Annotated in this window: 17 protein-coding genes; 8 read left to right on the plus strand and 9 right to left on the minus strand. The window is 68.1% G+C overall.

Going from position 1 to position 18,272, the window contains the following annotated elements; translation table 11 throughout:
• The first annotated feature begins 27 nt into the window (after nt 1-27).
• Complete coding sequence (locus IG75_RS0132975; RefSeq protein ID WP_030525263.1) at nt 28-1,299, plus strand: MFS transporter; 1,272 nt, start codon at nt 28-30, stop codon at nt 1,297-1,299.
• Between the two features lie 7 nt (nt 1,300-1,306).
• Nucleotides 1,307-2,572, plus strand: a complete 1,266-nt coding sequence (locus tag IG75_RS0132980; protein ID WP_030525264.1) for an FAD-dependent oxidoreductase — start codon at nt 1,307-1,309, stop codon at nt 2,570-2,572.
• A gap of 231 nt (nt 2,573-2,803) precedes the next feature.
• Here the strand turns inward: IG75_RS0132980 and IG75_RS0132985 are convergent, their stop codons facing one another.
• The gene (locus tag IG75_RS0132985) at nt 2,804-3,097 is read right to left on the minus strand and encodes a hypothetical protein (protein ID WP_030525265.1); all 294 of its coding nucleotides are present in this window, start codon (nt 3,095-3,097) and stop codon (nt 2,804-2,806) included.
• Between the two features lie 406 nt (nt 3,098-3,503).
• Nucleotides 3,504-3,869 (minus strand): hypothetical protein, encoded by a 366-nt coding sequence (locus IG75_RS37655; protein WP_030525266.1) that lies wholly within the window; start codon nt 3,867-3,869, stop codon nt 3,504-3,506.
• A gap of 499 nt (nt 3,870-4,368) precedes the next feature.
• On the opposite strand from IG75_RS37655, the gene IG75_RS40680 reads away from it, so the two are divergent.
• Nucleotides 4,369-4,497 (plus strand): hypothetical protein, encoded by a 129-nt coding sequence (locus IG75_RS40680; protein ID WP_281181659.1) that lies wholly within the window; start codon nt 4,369-4,371, stop codon nt 4,495-4,497.
• Between the two features lie 31 nt (nt 4,498-4,528).
• On the opposite strand, the gene IG75_RS0133000 is transcribed toward IG75_RS40680, so the two are convergent.
• Nucleotides 4,529-5,584 carry a ferredoxin--NADP reductase gene (locus IG75_RS0133000; protein WP_030525267.1) on the minus strand — a complete coding sequence of 352 codons (1,056 nt, stop codon included), beginning with the start codon at nt 5,582-5,584 and terminating at the stop codon, nt 4,529-4,531.
• Nucleotides 5,585-5,652: 68 nt separating this feature from the next.
• Nucleotides 5,653-6,303: a mycofactocin system transcriptional regulator MftR2 gene (gene mftR2, locus IG75_RS0133005; protein ID WP_245713420.1), complete on the minus strand. Its 651-nt coding sequence runs from the start codon at nt 6,301-6,303 to the stop codon at nt 5,653-5,655.
• Between the two features lie 326 nt (nt 6,304-6,629).
• Here mftR2 and mftA point away from each other — a divergent pair, with 326 nt between their 5' ends.
• From mftA to mftG, 4 genes are all read left to right on the plus strand, one after another.
• Nucleotides 6,630-6,728, plus strand: a complete 99-nt coding sequence (gene mftA / locus IG75_RS37925) for a mycofactocin precursor MftA (RefSeq protein WP_307689240.1) — start codon at nt 6,630-6,632, stop codon at nt 6,726-6,728.
• A gap of 16 nt (nt 6,729-6,744) precedes the next feature.
• On the plus strand, nt 6,745-8,250 hold the full coding sequence (mftC, locus tag IG75_RS0133015) for a mycofactocin radical SAM maturase (protein ID WP_081877314.1): 1,506 nt from the start codon (nt 6,745-6,747) through the stop codon (nt 8,248-8,250).
• Between the two features lie 193 nt (nt 8,251-8,443).
• Complete coding sequence (gene mftF / locus IG75_RS0133020) at nt 8,444-9,844, plus strand: mycofactocin biosynthesis glycosyltransferase MftF (protein WP_030525270.1); 1,401 nt, start codon at nt 8,444-8,446, stop codon at nt 9,842-9,844.
• A gap of 19 nt (nt 9,845-9,863) precedes the next feature.
• Nucleotides 9,864-11,321, plus strand: coding sequence for a mycofactocin dehydrogenase MftG (gene mftG, locus IG75_RS0133025; RefSeq protein WP_030525271.1), 1,458 nt, complete (start codon nt 9,864-9,866; stop codon nt 11,319-11,321).
• Between the two features lie 610 nt (nt 11,322-11,931).
• On the opposite strand, the gene IG75_RS0133035 is transcribed toward mftG, so the two are convergent.
• Nucleotides 11,932-13,365: an AAA family ATPase gene (locus tag IG75_RS0133035; protein ID WP_030525272.1), complete on the minus strand. Its 1,434-nt coding sequence runs from the start codon at nt 13,363-13,365 to the stop codon at nt 11,932-11,934.
• 128 nt (nt 13,366-13,493) lie between these two features.
• Nucleotides 13,494-14,090, minus strand: a complete 597-nt coding sequence (locus tag IG75_RS0133040) for a TetR/AcrR family transcriptional regulator (protein WP_030525273.1) — start codon at nt 14,088-14,090, stop codon at nt 13,494-13,496.
• Between the two features lie 71 nt (nt 14,091-14,161).
• On the opposite strand from IG75_RS0133040, the gene IG75_RS0133045 reads away from it, so the two are divergent.
• On the plus strand, nt 14,162-15,001 hold the full coding sequence (locus IG75_RS0133045; protein ID WP_030525274.1) for a class I SAM-dependent methyltransferase: 840 nt from the start codon (nt 14,162-14,164) through the stop codon (nt 14,999-15,001).
• Between the two features lie 17 nt (nt 15,002-15,018).
• Here the strand turns inward: IG75_RS0133045 and IG75_RS0133050 are convergent, their stop codons facing one another.
• The 3 genes from IG75_RS0133050 to IG75_RS0133060 are packed head-to-tail and all read right to left on the minus strand — an operon-like array spanning nt 15,019 to nt 18,127.
• Nucleotides 15,019-15,864: a carbohydrate ABC transporter permease gene (locus IG75_RS0133050; RefSeq protein WP_030525275.1), complete on the minus strand. Its 846-nt coding sequence runs from the start codon at nt 15,862-15,864 to the stop codon at nt 15,019-15,021.
• Entirely contained in the window at nt 15,861-16,811 is a 951-nt protein-coding gene (locus tag IG75_RS0133055; RefSeq protein ID WP_051715437.1) for a carbohydrate ABC transporter permease, read from the minus strand. The genes IG75_RS0133050 and IG75_RS0133055 overlap by 4 nt, the downstream gene beginning before the upstream one ends.
• A complete protein-coding gene (locus IG75_RS0133060; RefSeq protein WP_030525277.1) occupies nt 16,808-18,127 on the minus strand; it encodes an ABC transporter substrate-binding protein in 1,320 nt (439 codons plus the stop codon). The genes IG75_RS0133055 and IG75_RS0133060 overlap by 4 nt, the downstream gene beginning before the upstream one ends.
• Nucleotides 18,128-18,272: the final 145 nt, after the last annotated feature.

Below are 18,272 nucleotides of genomic sequence, written 5' to 3' on the forward strand. Positions count from 1 at the left end.
CCCCAGCTTCACTCGAAAGGACCTCCGGTGACCGCGATATCCCCCGCAACACCCGACACCCGATATCGCTGGGTGGTGTTGACCCTCTGCTGGGCCGCCTTCACGATGACCTCGGTCGACCGGGCCACCTGGGGCCCGGCGGCAGGCTCGGTGGGCGAAGACCTCGGGGTGGCGGTCGCCGGCCTCGGCGTCTTCGCCACCACCTACTACATCGGCTACGTGATCTCCAATGCCATCGGCGGTTTCGTCGCCGATTGGCTCGGCGCGCGGATGACCGTCGGGGTGAGCATCCTGCTCTCCGGCGGGTTCATGCTCGCCTTCGGCGAGGCCGACAGCCATGCGATGGGTCTGCTCTTCCAGGCGTGTATCGGATTGTGCGCGGGTGCCGAAGTGGGTGGCGGCGTCAAGCTTCTCACCAGCTGGTTCACCCCGCAGCGGCGCGGCTTCGCGATGGGCATCTTCATGACCGCGACCTCGCTCGGGCTGGTGATCGCGAACGCGGTCGTGCCCCGATTGATCGAATCGCACAGCTGGCGCACCTCCTATCACCTGTTCGGGATCACATCGATCGTCGTCGGCGTCCTGTGCCTGATCCTGCTGCGTCCCGGCCCGCTGGTGGAGGCGCGGGCCGAAACCGGTGGCCGCCCGAACCTGCGCCCGCTGCTGCGTAATCGCGGCCTGTTGTTGATCGCGCTCGCCGGGTTCGGCGCGCTGTGGGGCACCTACGGATTCATCACCTGGTCGAATCTGCTGATGGTCAAGGGCGTCGGTATCGATCCGGTGCGCGCCGGCACCGTGGTGGTGATCTTCGGCGCGGTGGCGGTCTTCTCCAAACCGCTGGTCGGCCTGGTCGGTGATGCGCTCGGGCTGAGTCGCCGACGGCTCACGATCGCGATCCTGGCGGCATTCGTCACCTGCCTGATCGTTTTCAGTTTCGCCACCACCGCCACCCAGTTCCTCTGGATCGCGCCGTTCCTCGGCATCACCGCCTACATCTACAGCCCGGTCATGATGGCGATGATCCCGACCCTGTCCGGGGCGGAACTCGCCGGGACGGCCACCGGCGGGGTGAACGCCTTCTGGCAACTCGGCAGCACCATCGTGCCCGCCGTGGTCGGCCTGGTCTTCGCCGCGAGCGGCTCGTTCCAGCTGGTCTTCCTGGTTCTCGCCGCGGGGCCCTGCCTGGCGATCCTCCCCATGTACTTCATCCGAGACGCCGACAACCGCGAATCCGCGTCCGGTACCGCCGCCTCCGGCGACGGCAATGCGCTGATCCTCGCCACCAATGGAAAGGTCTGATCCCCGTATGACCCCGAGCAGTACCCATTACGACGTCATCGTCGCGGGCGGTGGATCGGCCGGTATCGCCGCGGCGGTGGGCGCCGCCCGGACCGGTGCCCGCACCCTGTTGATCGAACGCGGTCCATGCCTGGGCGGCGCCGCGACCCTGCGCAATGTCGTCACCTACTGCGGCCTCTACACCCGCGACGACCTGCGACAGGTCGTCTTCGGTATCGCCGACGAGGTGATCGCGCGGCTGAAGGCGCGCGGCGCGGTCGGCGAGCCGCGCCGGTTCAACGCGGTCACCGTGGTCTTCGACCCGGAGAACGTGAAGGTCGTGCTGGACGAGCTGTGCCGGGAGGCCGACGTCGATATCCGCCTGCACAGCCTGCTGATCGGCGCGCATACCGAGGGCGACAGCATCACCGCCGTCGAGGTCGCCGATCACGAGGGCGTACACCGGTTCACCGCCGACGCGTTCGTCGACGCCACCGGGGACGCCGATCTCGCGCACCATGCGGGGGCCGAGGTCCGTTACGGCACCGACGGCTGGGTTCAGAACGGCAGCCTCGGGGTCCGGTTCGGCGGTATCGCCCCCGATGCCGAGGTCACGGTGGATACCGTCGGAGCGGCCGTCCGCAGTGCCAAGGCCGCCGGTGTGGACGGTCTGCTGGCCGAATCCGGGTTGGTCGCCCGGATGCCGGTCTCCGGCGACGTCATCATGTACCTGGTGGACGAGGGCTACGACGCCCGGTCCGCCGCCGACACCACCCGCGCCGAGATCAGTGCCCGCCGCCAGGCCCAGGCGTATCTGCCGGTGGTGCGGATGATCCCCGGCGCCGAACACGCCTATATCGTCACCACCGGCCCGGAACTCGGTACCCGGGAATCCCGCCATATCGTCACCCGGTATCGGCTGCGTGAAGCGGAGATCCTCCACCCGGACACCACCGAGAGCGCGGTCGCGATCGGGGCCTGGCCGATGGAATACCACCCGGGCCCGGGTATCCCGTCCACCTGGAAGTTCATCGGCGATCCCGGCTTCTATCCGATTCCGCTCGGTTGCCTGCGCAGTGTCGGCACGGACAATCTCTACGCCGCCGGGCGAACCCTCGACGGCGACCGGCAGGCGGGCGCGTCGCTGCGCGTTATGGGCACCGCCTTCGCCACCGGGCACGCGGCGGGGGTCGCGGCGGCGCAGCAGGCCCGAAACGGCGAGGTCACCACCGCGAGCGTCCGTGAGGAGCTCCAGCGTCAAGGGGCCCGGCTACCCGAGCCCGTGCCGGTCTGACCGGCCGGGGAGAGCGGGCGGTTCCGGTGGAGCGACCGGACGGAACCTCGGTGTTGTTCGACGAATGATCGATTGTGAACACTCCGGACGTGGCGGCAGTGAGTCCGGATCATGTGGCGACCGGCGTATGTACCGGAGGTCGCCGCCGAAGCAACGGATGTGAGATGCCGGGCGGCAGTATCCGACCAGCCCATCGACACAGCGACGACCATGATCGGTGCGCCGGTCGATCTAGGAGGCACAGCCGATTTCGTTGCCGACGTCGGCCGGAACGCCATGCCTGTTCACGCAGTCGAGGCCCTCGCCCACATCGATCACACGCCAGTGCGTGTGCCCGTTCTGTTCGGAGTACTCGAACAGGTACATGACCGGGTGGAGAGTGCCCTCCGGATAAGACATCGCCGAGGCGAAGGAGCCACTGCACCGTGCCTGCTGGAGATCGGCCAGGGGATACCGAGGCAACCCCGTCATTCTCAACGTGGTGATCAGGTACGCGTCGGTCACCTCGGCGCAGGGATCAGCCATCGGCGGTGCGGGTGCAGCGGAGGGGTCGGGCGCCGGAGGCGCGGCCGGCGGTGCGGGTGCAGCCGAGGGGTCGGGCGCCGCAGATGCGGCCGGCGGTGCGGGTGCAGCCGAGGGGTCGGGCGCCGGTGAGGCAACGGGCTCGGTTCCCCCATCGATGGGCTCCGTGGCGGATGCGGTGGCCGCAACGGTGCCCGGCGCTGCTGTCTCGGGTTCGGCTTCGCCTTCACCGCCACACGCTGAGACAGATATCGCGATGGTGGCCGTGATGGCGGCGAGTAGTTCGGTTCGGGGCACAGTGCCTCCTTGTTCGGGGTTCCACCTCAGGCCGGCTGCTGGTGCAGCGGCTGTGCGAGTCGAGAATTTCGGATAGTTCGTGCTGTCGCGCTCGACGCCGCGGGGCAGAGGTTCAGTCCCGGTAGACCGTGACGTAGGCGTTCGTAGCGGTCCCGATACTCATCGTCCCCAAGCATGAGGCCGCGCCATGTCCGGATGGGCCGAAGGAACCACTCCACGATCCCTGGTACGGGCCGATTGCCATGAGTGGAAAGGCGTTGGGCACGCCGTGCAGACCGAAGCACTCGACGATCAGCGTGTACTCCCGCCCAGCGGGGCCGTCGTCGTGGCATGTCGCCGTCGCGCCGGTCAGGTCTCGTGTGACCACACAATCCTGCGGCGCGGCGTGGGCGGACCCGGCACCGAGGGCCGTGGCGAAACCCGGAACCACGGCTGCGGCAACGACGGCTTGCGCGGCGACCACTGTCATCCTTCTCATGCGAAATCTCATCTCTTCGATCCGTTGGAATGTTTTCGTTGCCCACCGGAGGGCAGCCGGAGGTACAGGGTCAGCACCGAGACAGTCGCCACAACACCGACCCCGCGACCGCGTCAGCCGACCGGGCCGGTCCCGAGAGCGGCACGGGTCCCCAGGCCTACAGTTCCGCCGTCGAGACGGGAACTGCACTGCCACAGCACATCACAACTTCAGCGGAGGAGACCAATACTCAGCGTCCCCGCGAACGAGTCGGACTCGGTATCGCCGCAGCTCACCTGGGACGGACATGTCCGGAAGCTCCGCCGGCGAAGCCCTCTCGGCCGGTGCGGATCACACCGTGTGCGGCAGGTCCCGGGCTGAAGCTCGGACGAGGCTCGGCCGGCCTCCGAGTTCTCTGCACCGCATTTGACGGACGCGATCAGCACAGCCCCCGGCGAACTCTGAGGTCCCGTCGTCGGTAACGGAGACAGTGTTCGTTGCCACCGCAGTCGAGGGTGCTTTGCGGACAGTCTCGGTGGTGTGGGATCCGAGCGGGATGCGCTCATCGCTGAGTCGCCGCGGAACCGGAGGGGTCGGGGGTCTGTTCGTCGACGAGCGGGACCGGATCCTGCTGGTCGAGCCGCCCTGATCGCGCCGGTGGCCGCTCGAGCGGGCGGCGCTCAGAACTGGATACGCAGGTGGTCGGTGACCGGGCGGGCCTGGCAGCCCAGGATGTACCCGTTCTCGATGTCCTCGGGATCCAGTATCTCGGCGTTCTCCATCTCGACCTTGCCCTCGAGCACCGTGCAGGCGCAGGACCCGCACTCGCCCTCCTGGCAGGAGTAGGGCACATCGAGGCCCTTGTCCAGCATGATGTCGACCAGGGTCTGTTTCCGCGGCCAGCTCAGGTTGTGCGTCTCACCGTCGAGCTCGACCTCCACGGTCGCCGCGTCCGCGGCCTCCTCCTCGGAGATCTCGGCCGGGGCGGTTTCGGCGAACGGGTCACCGGCGAGTGAGTTGAAGATTTCGGCGTGGGTGCGGTTGCGCGGTACCCCGAGCTGGGTGAGAGCGTCGTGCACCCCGTCCATGAAGGGCCGCGGACCGCACATGAAGGCCGCGTACTCGGTGTAGGGCCGCAGCAGTTCGGACAGCGCGGTCACGGTCGGCAGGCCCTGCAGGGTCTCCAGCCAGTGCACCACCACCAGCCGCTGCGGGTTCTTCTCGGCCAGTTCGCGCAGTTCGGAGGCGAAGATCACCGATTCGGCGTCGCGGTTGGCGTAGAACAGCACGATCTTGCCGCTGCCGCGCGCCAGCGCGGATTTGAGAATGGACATCACCGGGGTGATACCGCTGCCCGCCGCGCACAGCAGCAGATCCTCGTCGAGGTCCTTCGGAGTGAACACCCCGGACGGCGGCAACACCTCGAGTTGGTCACCCGGCTTGATGTTGTCGCAGAGCCAGTTGGAGCCGTACCCGTCGCTGGTGCGTTTCACCGTGACCTTGGGTAGGTCGTCGGTGAAGGGCGAACTCGCCAGCGAATAGCAGCGCGCCACCGATCCGGTGCGGTCGCTGGGGATACGCAGGGTGAGGAACTGGCCGGGCTGGTACGCGAACTTCTCCCGCGCCTGCTCGGGGACCTCGAAGACCAGCGAGCTCGCGTCGGTGGTTTCCGCGATGACCTGAGCGACCCGCAATACGACGGATCGCGAGCCATGGGGCACTTCGACGGTGGTCATCTCGTCCTCTCGAAACACTGGTTGCCGGTGGCTCCGAGCCTACGGCAAAACTAGAACGTGTTCCAATTTTAGCCTATGCCGGCGGATTGTTGGCGGACGAGCTGACCCTCCAGGCCGGAGACCAGGACGCCCACGCCGAAATCGTAGGAATACTTGCCGCGCAGATCGGGCAGATATTCCATTGCGCGGGCCACTCGTTCCGGCATCACCACATCGGGCGGGGTGTCGAGGTTGCGCGGATTCACCCGGCGGCGGCCGAACAGGTAGGTGTGGATGGTGGCGTAACCGGCCAGGACATTGCGGTCGTCGAACCCGGCCTCGTAGAGGATTTCCATGATCCCGGCGATCAGGTCGAGCTGTTTCCCGAGCATCTGCTCGATGAGGACATCGCCCAGCCCGGGGTGCCGGCGCAGCCGTTCGTCGATCTGGGCGAGCAGATCGACCAGGCGGTCCTGCCAGGGACCCGAGTCGGGCGGCGGTTTGCGCACCCCGGCGAGCGCCGCGCTGGCCACCAGGTCCAGTAGCTCGCGCTTGTCGGCGACGTAGTAGTACGGCGCCATGGGGGAGACGCCGAGCTCCCGGGAGAGTCGCCGCATGGACAACTTCTCCACCCCATCGGCGCGTACCACCCGAAGTGCCGCTTCGACGATCTCGGTCTCCGAGAGGGTGCTGCCGTTACCGCCCCCACCCCCGCTCGTCTGCATTCGCACGACTCCCATTGCCACCTCTACACGTCGAGCGGCATCCGCTCGTCACGTTCTGTTCAGCTGCTCTGCCCCCGCAGTCTAAAGGTCGCGTTTCGGCGTGAGCGTGGACATTACCCGAAAACTGTTCCATTTTGTCAGTGGATGACGTTATGGTGTGACCGTGGTCGCACCGGGCGACCGCGGCGCCGGCACTGTGCCGGGGCCCACCGGCGGTACCCCAGCGGCGCCGCGGCGGGCGGGTCACCACGGCATCGAGCCGGCGCAGGCACCAATCTGTGGAGGTAGCCATGGCGGACAACCGCTCCTTCGGACCGGCCGAAACCGATCACCGCGGCCCGATCGCAACCGTCGAGACCGAGGCGGCCGGCACTGCGCCCGTGATCGAGGAATCGCTGATCGAAGAGGTGTCCATCGACGGTATGTGCGGCGTCTACTGATCGGCGGGAGCCAACCATGCTCGATCTGGAAAACCGCTGGCAGTTGCATCCCCGGGTGGCGCTGCGGCCGGAACCCTTCGGTGCGCTGCTCTACCACTTCGGGACCCGCAAACTGTCGTTCCTGAAGAATCCGCGGATCGTCGAGATCGTGCGTTCCCTGCCCGGGCACGCCTCGGCCCGGGCGGCCGTCCGGGCCGCCGGGATCGAGGACGCGGCCGCCGCCCCCTACCTGCGGGCGCTGACCGAGCTGGCCGATTCGCAGATGATCGAGCGCGCGCCGGAAACGGCGGCGCTCAGCGAGCCCGCACCCTTCACCGGGGTGGGACCGGCCGATCCGGCGGTTCGGCTGGTCGACCGTTTCGAATCGGGCCTGGCGGCTCCGATTTGCCTCACCTGGGAACTCACCTACGCGTGCAATCTCTCGTGCGTGCACTGTCTGTCCTCGTCGGGCAGACGCGATCCCGGTGAACTCAGCACCGAACAGTGCAAGGCGCTGATCGACGAATTCCAGCGGATGCAGGTGTTCTACGTGAACATCGGCGGGGGTGAACCCACCGTGCGTCCGGATTTCTGGGAACTGGTCGATTACGCGACCTCGCATCAGGTCGGGGTGAAGTTCTCCACGAACGGGGTACGGATTACCCCGGAGGTCGCACAGCGGCTCGCCGCCAGCGATTATGTCGACGTCCAGATCTCGCTGGACGGTGCCGATGCCGAGGTGAACGACGCGGTCCGTGGGGCGGGTAGCTACGCCACGGCGATCCGGGCGCTGGAGAATCTCGCGAACGCCGGATTCCGGGACGCGAAATTATCCGTGGTGGCGACCCGGCACAATATCGACCAACTCGACCAGTTCAAGGAGATCGCGGACCGCTACGGCGCCACCCTGCGGCTCACCCGGCTCCGGCCGTCGGGTCGCGGCGCGGACGTCTGGGACGAACTGCATCCGCTTCCCGAACAGCAGCGCACGCTCTACGACTGGCTGGTCCGCAACGGCGACGGGGTGCTCACCGGAGATTCGTTCTTCCACCTCTCCGCCTACGGTCAGGCGCTGCCGGGACTGAACCTGTGCGGGGCCGGCCGGGTGGTGTGCCTGGTCGATCCGCTGGGTGACGTCTACGCCTGCCCGTTCGCCATCCACGAGAAATTCCATGCCGGAAACGTGGTCACCGACGGCGGTTTCGCCACGGTGTGGCGGGAATCGGCGCTGTTCGAGGAACTGCGGGAACCCAGCGGCGGCGGAGCCTGCGCGTCCTGCGCGCACTACGACTCCTGCCGTGGCGGGTGTATGGCGGCGAAGTTCTTCACCGGACTGCCCGCCGACGGCCCGGATCCGGAATGCGTGCAGGGCTACGGGGAAGCGGCACTGGCCGCCACCGGGCGGGTGATCCCGCGTCCGGCGGTGGACCATTCGCGTAAGAGTGCCCCGCGCCGTTCGCGCTCCGGGGGTCCGGTTCCGCTGACGCTGTTGCCGCCGGCGCGGCGTCCGGAACGCGCGTGCGATGAGAGTCCGCTCGTGTGAGCACCTTCCGGGGAGCCACCCGGAGCGACGATAGCCAGACCGTTGCTCCGGGTGGCTTTTCATACCCGTGCTACTACGGTGGTGATCTATTTCATGCCCGAACTCCCGGTGATTCCGGGAATTTCTCCGGCTCGAAACACTTTTTCCCGGACTGCTGATGTCTTGTATCGAATCGGCAGTTACCATCCGTGGAATGCGCAATGATCGCCTGCCCGACGGATTCGGGGTGCGGATCGACCCACGGGTACGCGCATACTCGGGGGGTCGAATCCTTATCGGAGGTTCACCTGCCCGGTTGCTGCGCCTGGCTCCCGAGGCCGCCGAAATGATCGGCGACGGCTATCTCGAGGTGAACAGTCCGCAATCGGCAGTGGTTGCCAGACGGCTACTGGATTCCGGGGTGGCCAATCCCCGGCCGCGGCTGCTGCCGTCGCCGGAGGACGTGACGATCATCGTCCCGCTGCACAACAATCCCGGCGGACTGGACCGGCTGCTGGCCGCGCTGCGCGGGCATACGGTGATCGTGGTCGACGACGGTTCCGACGACGAGGTACGGATCGCCGATGAGCACACCGGCCGGTGCCGGGTGAAAGTGCTGCGGCACGAACGGCGCCGCGGTCCGGCCGCGGCCCGTAACACCGGCCTGCGGGCGGCGACGACCCAGTTCGTGGCCTTCCTCGACTCGGACGTGGTACCGCGCAGCGGCTGGCTCGAAGTGATGCTCGGGCATTTCAGCGACCCCCAGGTCGCCCTGGTCGCGCCGCGGATCGTGGCGCTGGATCCGGAGACCAATACGCTGGCGCGCTACGAGCACGCCCGCTCCTCGCTGGACCTGGGCCGCCGCGAATCGGCGGTGCAATCGCGCGGAGTGGTGTCCTATGTGCCCAGCGCGGCGCTGCTGGTGCGCCGCTCGGTGCTGGAGGCCGAGGGCGGTTTCGACGAGACCATGCAGGTCGCCGAGGATGTGGACCTGTGCTGGCGCCTCGAACGCTCGGGCTGGCGGGCCCGCTACGAACCGGCCGCACATGTGGCCCACGACCACCGGGTGTCGTTCCGGGACTGGTTCCGCCGCAAGATGTTCTACGGCACCGGCGCCGCCCCCCTCAGCGACCGGCACGCGGGAATGGTGTCGCCGCTACAGGTACCGAAATGGACCGCGGCGGCGGCTATGCTGCTGGCGACCCGGACTCGCTGGGGTGTGCTGGGCGCGGGACTCACGCTGCTGCTGCCGCTGCGCCGGTTGCGGCGCGCGTTCGCCGGCGTAGACAACCCGACCGGCGTCGCGGCGATCTACGTGGCACGCGGGTTCTTCGCCGGTCTGTGGCGGATCGCCTCGGCCATGTGCCGGCACTACTGGCCGATAACCCTGGCCGCCATGCTGTTCTCCCGCCGGATCAGACAGATCGCATTGTCGCTGGCGGTGGCCGAGGGCGCCGTCGACTGGTACACCCATCGCGAGCCGGGCGGACTGGATCCGCTGCGCTATATCGCGTTCCGGCGGGTCGACGATATCGGTTACGGCACCGGCCTGTGGCTGGGCGCGCTCCGGGCGGGCAGCCCCGCCGCCCTCAAACCGACCGCCCCGCCCCAGTAGTCCGAGCAGGTCACCCCGCATGGCGCACACGCTGATCATCGGCGCCGGGACCGCCGGATGTGTACTGGCCGCCCGGCTCAGCGAGGATCCGGGACATACCGTGCGGGTGGTGGAGGCGGGTAGTCACTGGGCTTCGGCCGACGACTTCCCCCCGGAGCTCGCCGACAGTGCCGATCTGCCGCTCGGTGATCAGGCGGCCTGGCTGTGGCGGTATTCCGTAGCCCTGACGCCGGACCGGCCGGGAACCATCGTGCGCGGCCGCGGTATCGGCGGTTCGGGGTCGGTGAACGGGTCCTATTTCATCCGGGCCGCGGCACGGGATTTCGCGGCGTGGAGCGGGGAGGTGGGCACCCGCTCGTGGGACTTCGAGTCGGTGCTGCCCTATTTCCGTGCGCTGGAGAACGATCACGACTACGGGGATCACCCCGGCCACGGCCGGGCGGGGCCGGTCCCGGTACGCCGGACACGCACGCCCACCCCGCTGGTCGAGGAGTTCGGCGCGGCCTGCCGGGAACTCGGATTCGGTGAGGTGGCGGACTGGAACGCGCTGCCCGGCGGCCCCGAATCGGGTGTCGGCCCGGTGCCGTGCACGGTCGGGCCGCCCGACGGCTCCGGGCGGCGTCATCGGATAGGGCCCGCGCATTCCTATCTGCTGCCGGCGCTGTCGCGTCCCAATCTGACGGTGCAGGGGGAAACCCTGGTGACGCGGCTGCGTTTCCGCGCCGGCCGGGTGGTCGGCGCCGACTGCCTCCACAGCGGTGAACCGGAGACGATCCCGGCCGACCGGGTGGTGCTGTGCGCGGGCGCGATCGAATCGGCGGCGCTGCTGCTGCGTTCCGGTATCGGGCCGGCCGCCGAGTCGACGGCGCTGGGTATCCCGGTGGTCGTCGACGCACCTGTCGGGCGATGGCTCACCGATCATCCCGAAATCGGGATCGATTACCGGCATCCGGCGCCCGCGGGCCGGTCCGTCCCGCTGGAATATGTCCTGGAGTTCGACGATATCGAGATCCGTCCCTACACGGTCGCGTTCACACCGGGGGTGTACCGGATGGGTGTGACCCTGATGCGGCCCACCAGTTCGGGCAGCATCGCGCTGAGCGCGGCCGATCCGCTGGCCGCGCCGCGGATCGAGCACGGCTACCTCGGGACCGGAATCGACCGGACCCGGTTGCGCAACGCGGTGGAACTCACCGGGCAGCTCTTCGGGGTCATGGCGGCCGAACCGGTGGGGTCCGCCGGCCCGGTTTCGGATCGGTGGCTGTACGACCGCCTCGGTACCTCACAGCATCTCGCGGGTACCTGCCGGATGGGACGCGCCGACGATCCGCGGGCGGTGGTCGACGAGCGATTCCGGGTGCACGGGGTGGACGGGCTGTCGGTGGTGGATCTCTCTGTGGTGCCGGTACCGCTGAGCCGAGGTCCGCAGGCGACCGTGGTGTTGCTGGCGGAACGGGCCACCGCCGAGCTGCGCTGAATCCCCCGGCCCATCGACCACCTGCCTATACGCTCCCGCAGCGCCTTTCGGACCATGGAGCAGTCGATGGTGCGCTAATCGGTGGCGAACTCGCTCGGCCGGGCTGCCCGGCGGCCCGCGAGGGCCCGAATCTCCCACTGGCGCGGCCGTGGCCGGTGCGGTACTTTCCACCGGTGCGATTCGCCGGTCGGTGATCAGGATCGGCCCCTGTGCGGAGATCCGGACACTGCCCGGCACCCGGGAGCGAATCGCCGCCACCGAGGTATAGCCGACCGCTATCGGTGTACCCCAACTGCCTGCGCCGGGCCAACCGGTGTGGTAGGTGAGCTGTATCGGTCGGGGATACAGCTCACCGGGGTCGGCCCGTCGAAATATCAAGCGGCACCGTGCAATATTGCGTCTCCAATTTCGACACCCCGGGCCGATCTCCCGGGAATCGGACCGCGAGCTTGTACTCTGGTCCCTCGGGTGGCCCGCTGCGGCAACGTGATCCGGCCACCCGAGAATCCGCACCCGGCGCCGAACACCGGGGAAGGTACGGCGCCGGTGCGGAAGACTCAGCGAACTCCCCGCGACCCACAATTGTCGATTCCGATCAACCCGGGACCGGTCAACTGCTCCAAGCGGACAATATGTCGTCCGGTTCCCAGACGAGGTCGGCATTGCACCGGGCCGTTCCGGACCGAGTCGCGATGACCAGGCCGGTTTTTCCGGGCTCGTAGTCCGGCATCTGCGCCATCGATTTGTGCAGGGCGGCCATATCGTGGTCGTCGAACGGGGTGTCCAGCCATTTGACAGATCCCGCGAAGTACACGTTCCGGGCGATGGGCCCGCGGTCCGCGCCGACCAGATCGATTTCGGGATCGAAACGCCGGTTCCACCAGCCACCAACGGTTTCCACCTCCGGCCAGGGAAGAGCACCGGAGAGTGCGGCGAGTTCCAGCGATTCCCGGATCAAGGGTTCGACTGCCCGGCCGCGCCAGGTCGACCAGCGTCGTTGGATCAGCCGGAACGCGCTCTGGTACCGCCCACGGCGCGAAAGCTCCTGCGCGGACCGCAGAATCGCCAGATACAACCGGAGGTTGCTGTCGGCGACCCGGTACAGCGCCGGCTTGCCGGGGCGGGTGGACAGTGGCTCGTCGATGGCCAGGACCCGTTTGTCATCGGTGAGGCGCCGCAGAATCGGTGACAGACTTCCGGATGCGATCGCTCCGGCGCGGCCACCCGCGGTGGCGGCGATATTCGCATGGGTGCGGTCGCCACCGCCGACCGCTTCGAGTACGCGACGTGTTTGATCGGGGGACGGGAATTCGGCCAGAAGCGCGGATTCGGGCACGCTGAACAGTGGCGCTGCCGGGTCCGCGGATTCTTGTTCCAGGAAGTCGAGGGGGGCGGTACCGTGCGGCCAGCTGCGCAGAATTCCGGGCAGCCCCCCGGTGATGAGGTGGGCGTCCAGAGCGTCCGCCGCGTCCAGTCCGGTGGCGGCGGCGATTTCGGCCGGATCGAGCGGCCCCAGGGTGAGGTTGTCGGCGCGCCCGAAAAACGGCCGGTCATAGGCGGTGAGGCGTTCCATCATGTGCAGATCGCTGCCCAGGAGCAGCAGGAGCACCGGGCGGCGGGACAATAGTCGATCCCAGGCGGTCTGGAGCACGCCGTCGAAGCTCGCGTCCTGCTCGGCCAGCCAGGGCAACTCGTCGATCACCACCACCGCCGGGCTCGACGGCAGCAACCCTGCCAGGATCCGGAACGCATCGGCCCATGAGCCCGCCAGCTCGGGAACGACTGCGGGGTCGGCGACCAGCGACGATTCTCGCAATTCGAGAAGGAAGGCAGCCAAGGATTCGGTCGGTGCGGCGCCCTTGGTGGCCATGAAATAGACGTACGGCAACCCTGCGCGGTCACAGAATTCCTGGACCAGCCGGGATTTGCCGACCTGGCGTCGGCCCCGGATGGCGACCGCTGAACCGGCAGCCGATTCGGTGACACGGCGCAACCGGATATCGAGCGTCGCGAGCTCGTTCTGTCTACCGACGAATCCGGACACCCGCGCCACCTCTCCGGGACCATCTATGTAGAGAAGATCTACATAGATGGTCTCTACATAGATTATAGCCACCGCAGGCCGGCGGTCCGTCGACCGTTTCGGGGGCGTGGTGGCCTTCGCGGGCGTGTTCAGGCGTGGGGTTGTGGCAGGACGCCGGTGAGTACGGCCGCTACCGACCTGTGGACGGCGGCCGCGGTGGGTGCGTGCTCGCGATCGGCGAACAGCAGGTGTGCCGCGCCGGTGAGCGTGGGGGCGAGGGTGGTGACATCGGCGTCCGCGGAGATGCGTCCCAGGTCTCGTTCGGTGGTGAGGTAGTCGGCGATCATCGCGGTGCCTTCGCCCAGGACGGGTATGGGGGCGGCACCGGCCGCGCGCAGGCGGACTCGTAAATCGTCGCGGGAAACGATGAGCGCGACGATCGCTACCGCGACCGGGTCGAACAGCTCGGTCAGGGCAGTGGTGAGATTCGCGGCGACGGGGCCGCGCCCGGCGGTGTCGCGTAGCGTCGCGGCCTGCCGGTCGAGCGCCGCGATCCGGTCGAGGACGAACTCGGCCAGGAAGGCGTCGAAGTCGGTGAAATGCCGGTGGATCACGCCTTTGGCGACTCCGGCCTCGGTGGTCACCGCCCGGCTGGTCAATCCATGGGGGCCGCCGGCGAGCAGGACACGCCGGGCGGCGGCGAAGAGTTGTTCGCGCGCATCACGCAACGCCACACCGGTCGGCATCGGGACACCGTCTTTCCGTCGTTCGCGCTGCGCGATTGACAAGTGGGCATGCGCCCACTCATAGTGGGCGCATGGTCACTTTACCGCCCGAGCCGTCGTCGTCCCCGCTGGGCAAATCCCACCACGCACGTGGGCTGGCCCAGTCCTTCGGCGACGACCCCGAACGATATGACCGGACCCGGCCGCGCTACCCCGCCGCGATGGTGGCCCGGGTCATCGCGGAGGCTCCTGGTCGCGATGTCCTCGATGTCGGAATCGGCACCGGGATTTCGGCGCAGCCCTTCGCCGCGGCCGGATGTCGCGTGCTCGGCGTCGAGGTCGACCCGCGGATGGCCGAATTCGCGGCCCGGCAGGGATTCGACGTCGAGGTGGCGAAGTTCGAGGATTGGGATCCGGCGGGCCGGGACTTCGACGCGGTGGTCTCCGGGCAGTCCTGGCACTGGGTGGACCCTGTCCGCGGAGCCACCAAGGCGGCGCAGGTCCTGCGGCCGGGCGGCCGGCTGGCCGTCTTCTGGAACGCGTTCGCGCCCCCGGCCGATCTCGCGCAGGCCTTCGGCGCCGTCTACCAGCGACTCCTGCCCGGCTCGCCGTTCGCCCGCGGGCCGTTCGGGGGTCCCACCACGTACGCCGGCCAGTTCACCGAGGTCGGCGACGGGATGCGTCGAGCAGGCGCATTCGAAACGCCCGAACAGTGGGAGTTCGCCTGGACTCGCCGCTTCACCAGGGACGAATGGCTCGAGCAGGTACCGACCTTCGGCGGTCACAGCCAGTTCTCGCCGGACACGCTCGAGCGACTGCTCGCCGGTATCGGGTCCGCGGTCGACGATGCCGGTGGCAGCTTCGTCATGAACTACACGACCGTGGTGATCACGGCACCGGCTACCGGGCGGAATCGGCCGGTAACGCGGTGACGATGCGGCCCGGTTCGTCACCGTCCACCGAAACCCGACATGCCGATACCGCGGAGGAATGCCTTCTGCGCGACGGCATAGACGATGACCAGCGGTAGCAGGATCAGCATGGACGCGGCCATCAGCACCGGCCAGTCCGAGACGTATTGCCCCTGCATCCACACCAGGCCGAGGGTGACGGTGGAGATCTCCCGGCGTTGGATCATCACCAGCGGCCACAGGAAATCGTTCCAGACGTTGACCCAGGTGAGTACGGCGAGAACCATCACCGCCGGTTTGGCATTGGGCAGCAGAACCCGCCGGTAGATCTGCCACGGGGAGCAGCCGTCGAGGACTGCGGCCTCTTCGAGTTCCACGGGGAGGGTACGGAAGAACTGCCGCATCAGATAGGTGCCGAACGCACTGCCGAACAGTCCGGGCAGGATCAACGCCCAGGGGGTATCGGTCAAACCCAGCACCCGCATGAGCAGGAACTGGGGCACCACGGTCACGGTGAGCGGGACCATGAGCGTGGCCAGATAGGCCACGAACAGGGCGTCGCGGCCGGGGAAGCGCAGCCGGGCGAACGCGTATCCGGCCAAGGAGCAGAAGAAGACCTGGCCGGCGGTGACGCATCCGGCGTAGAGGACGGTGTTGAGGAACATCCGGCCGAACGGCATCTCCTGGAAAACGGTGCGGTAGTTGGACCACTGTGGTTCACGCGGGAGCAGGGTCGGCGTGGTGACTTCGGACTGTTTCTTCACCGAGCCCGCCAACGCCCACAGGATGGGGAGCAGCGCGCACCACGCCATCGCGATGAGCGCGAGGTAGAGCGCGGCGGCCCGGACGAAGGCGCGGGTCTTCCAGCCGGGTACCACTTTCATCGCTCCGTCGAATTCTTGCGGGTGAACCACAATTGCGCGATGGTCGGTGCCAACAGGGCCAGGAAGATCAACCAGGCGATGGCCGACGCGTAACCGGCGTCACCGAACGCGAAGGCGTTCTGGAAGATCATGATGCCGAAGACGTAGGTGCCGGTTTCCGGGCCGCCGTTGCCGCCGGTGAGCACGTAGATCTGGTCGAAGGCCTGCACCGAGCCGATGACCGAGACGACGAGGACGAAGGACAGCGCCCCCCGGATCAGGGGCACGGTGATCGATACGAATCGCCGGACCGCGCCCGCTCCGTCGATCTTCGCCGCTTCGTAGAGGTCCTGCGGGACGCCCTGCATCGCGGCGAGCAGCACCACGGTGGCGAACGGGATGCTCTTCCACACGCTGACCAGGCATACCGAGACCATCGCCCACCGGGGTTCGACCAGCCAGGGAATGGGACCGAGGCCGACCCCGCCGAGCATCGTATTGAGCAGCCCGTTGTTCGTATCGAAGACGAAACGCCAGATCACCGCCATCACCACGCTCGATATCGCCAGGGGCAGGAACATGACCGTCCGGAAGAAGCCGGTCCCCCTGACTCCGCGGTTCAGGGTCGCGGCGACGACCAGGCTTATCGACACGGTGGGAATCAGCGTCCCGAGGGTGTAGACGAGCGTGTTCCGCAACGCGATGGCGAACAGCGGATCCGTGGTGAGCAGCTCGCGGAAGTTCCGCAGCCCGGTGAACTGGATCGGCCCGAACATATCCCACTCGTGGAAGCTCAGATAGAGCGAGAAGCCCAGCGGGAAGACCAGGAATACCGCGACCGCCAGGAGGTTCGGGGCGATGAACAGTCGTGCCGCCCGTGCCTGCCGCTTCGCCGACTCCGAGCGGCGTCCGGTGGCGGCAACCGGTGCCGCCGGTTTCCCGGTCGCGATCTCGTCGGTGGTGGTCATCGGTTGCGCAGCACCTCGTCGGCTGCCGGAGCGAGATGGTCCGCCAGCGAGGTCGCCGGAGCGGCGCCGCGGAGCACGGGGCCGATGTACCGGCCCATCAGCGCGTCGATGCGCGGCCATTCCGCCGTGACCGGCAGGGGAGCGGAATGCGCCGGTCCGTCGACGAGGATGTCCAGGTTGCGGATATCGCTGTGCGCCGCGGCGAACCCGGGGGATCGCACGGCGGAGCCGAGGGCCGGCACGAAAAGGCCGGTCTCCGCGACAACCGCCTGGCCGACCGGCCCGGCCGCGAATTTCAGGAACTTCCAGGCCTGCTCTTTTCGCGGGCTGTCGGCGGCTATGGCCAGACCCGTGGTGCCGATATTCGAGCGCGCACCGCGGCTCGCCGGGCCGGCCGGCAGGGCGGTGATATCGAAATCCAGGTCGCCGGCCTCGGCGAAGGTGCGGTACCGCCAGTGCCCGCCCATCGCCAGCGCGGCTCTGCCCTGCGTGAACAGGTCCATAGCCGAGATCGACTGCTGATCCGCCGGACTCGGCGCCACCCGATACCTGTTGGCCAGGTCCGCATAGAACTGGACGCCTTCGATGAAAGCGGCCGTGGAGAAGTCCGAACGGTCGGGTGCGGTGCGCGGGCTCGCCCATTCGGCGCCGTTGTTGACGGCGAAGAGACCGGCCGAATAGTACGGCACCCAGGTATCGACGAACCCCCACTGCCGGACCTCGCCGGACCGATCACGCTCGGTGAGCGCGCGGCCGATATCCAGGAACTCGGCGAAGCTCCACGCGCCTTCCCACCGGCCGGGCGGCCGCAGTCCGGCCTGGTCGAACAGTGCCCTGTTGCAGAACAGGAAGTTTCCCGACCACTGTTCCGGGAGCGCGTACTGCCCGCCTTCGAAAGTGAAGGTGTCGTACAGCGCCGAGGTGCCGCCTGCCGACAGGTCGGCGGCGAAGGCCGGATCGCGGTCGAGCAGGGTATTCAGATCCAGCAGCACGCCCCGGTCGGCGAGACCGGCATAGGTTTGTTCCCACGCCATCAACACGTCGGGACATCTGCCGCCCGCACAGAAGGTCAACATCTGCTGCATCGGGTCGGGGCCGGACAGCAGGGTGCGCACTCGAATATCCGGGTTTCGGCGAGTGAACTCGTCGATCACCCGCTGCCGTCCGTCGGCTTCGGCGGGGTTGGCCTGGAAGAAGAACGTCAGTGCGTCGTCGTCGCTGCACCCACCCAGCGCCGAAACCGCCAGCGTCGCGCCGACCCCGCCGGTGGCGCGGAGGAATTCGCGCCGCCCGAGCGGCGTTCCTCGCTCACCCACGCCGCGATCACCTCCTGCGCGCCGCGCGCTCGCGCGAAATCGTCCGAGTCCGGAACCGCGATTCGTGCCTCGAGCGCCGGGCGCCATCCCTTCCGTCTCCGACGGATGCCGCGGCCCGGCCCCTGCGATTGTCCAACGCCGCCGT

The sequence above is a fragment of the Nocardia rhamnosiphila NBRC 108938 genome (assembly GCF_000720425.1).
Lineage (GTDB): Bacteria > Actinomycetota > Actinomycetes > Mycobacteriales > Mycobacteriaceae > Nocardia > Nocardia rhamnosiphila.

What these genes read in the sequence shown, in the direction of transcription:
- IG75_RS0132980 (WP_030525264.1), top strand. Translation starts at nt 1,307, where the DNA reads ATGACCCCGAGCAGTACCCATTACGACGTCATCGTCGCGGGCGGTGGA.
- IG75_RS0132985 (WP_030525265.1), bottom strand. Translation starts at nt 3,097, where the DNA reads ATGGCTGATCCCTGCGCCGAGGTGACCGACGCGTACCTGATCACCACG.
- IG75_RS37655 (WP_030525266.1), bottom strand. Translation starts at nt 3,869, where the DNA reads ATGAGAAGGATGACAGTGGTCGCCGCGCAAGCCGTCGTTGCCGCAGCC.
- IG75_RS0133000 (WP_030525267.1), bottom strand. Translation starts at nt 5,584, where the DNA reads ATGACCACCGTCGAAGTGCCCCATGGCTCGCGATCCGTCGTATTGCGG.
- mftR2 (WP_245713420.1), bottom strand. Translation starts at nt 6,303, where the DNA reads ATGGGAGTCGTGCGAATGCAGACGAGCGGGGGTGGGGGCGGTAACGGC.
- mftC (WP_081877314.1), top strand. Translation starts at nt 6,745, where the DNA reads ATGCTCGATCTGGAAAACCGCTGGCAGTTGCATCCCCGGGTGGCGCTG.
- mftF (WP_030525270.1), top strand. Translation starts at nt 8,444, where the DNA reads ATGCGCAATGATCGCCTGCCCGACGGATTCGGGGTGCGGATCGACCCA.
- mftG (WP_030525271.1), top strand. Translation starts at nt 9,864, where the DNA reads ATGGCGCACACGCTGATCATCGGCGCCGGGACCGCCGGATGTGTACTG.
- IG75_RS0133040 (WP_030525273.1), bottom strand. Translation starts at nt 14,090, where the DNA reads ATGCCGACCGGTGTGGCGTTGCGTGATGCGCGCGAACAACTCTTCGCC.
- IG75_RS0133045 (WP_030525274.1), top strand. Translation starts at nt 14,162, where the DNA reads ATGGTCACTTTACCGCCCGAGCCGTCGTCGTCCCCGCTGGGCAAATCC.
- IG75_RS0133050 (WP_030525275.1), bottom strand. Translation starts at nt 15,864, where the DNA reads ATGAAAGTGGTACCCGGCTGGAAGACCCGCGCCTTCGTCCGGGCCGCC.
- IG75_RS0133055 (WP_051715437.1), bottom strand. Translation starts at nt 16,811, where the DNA reads ATGACCACCACCGACGAGATCGCGACCGGGAAACCGGCGGCACCGGTT.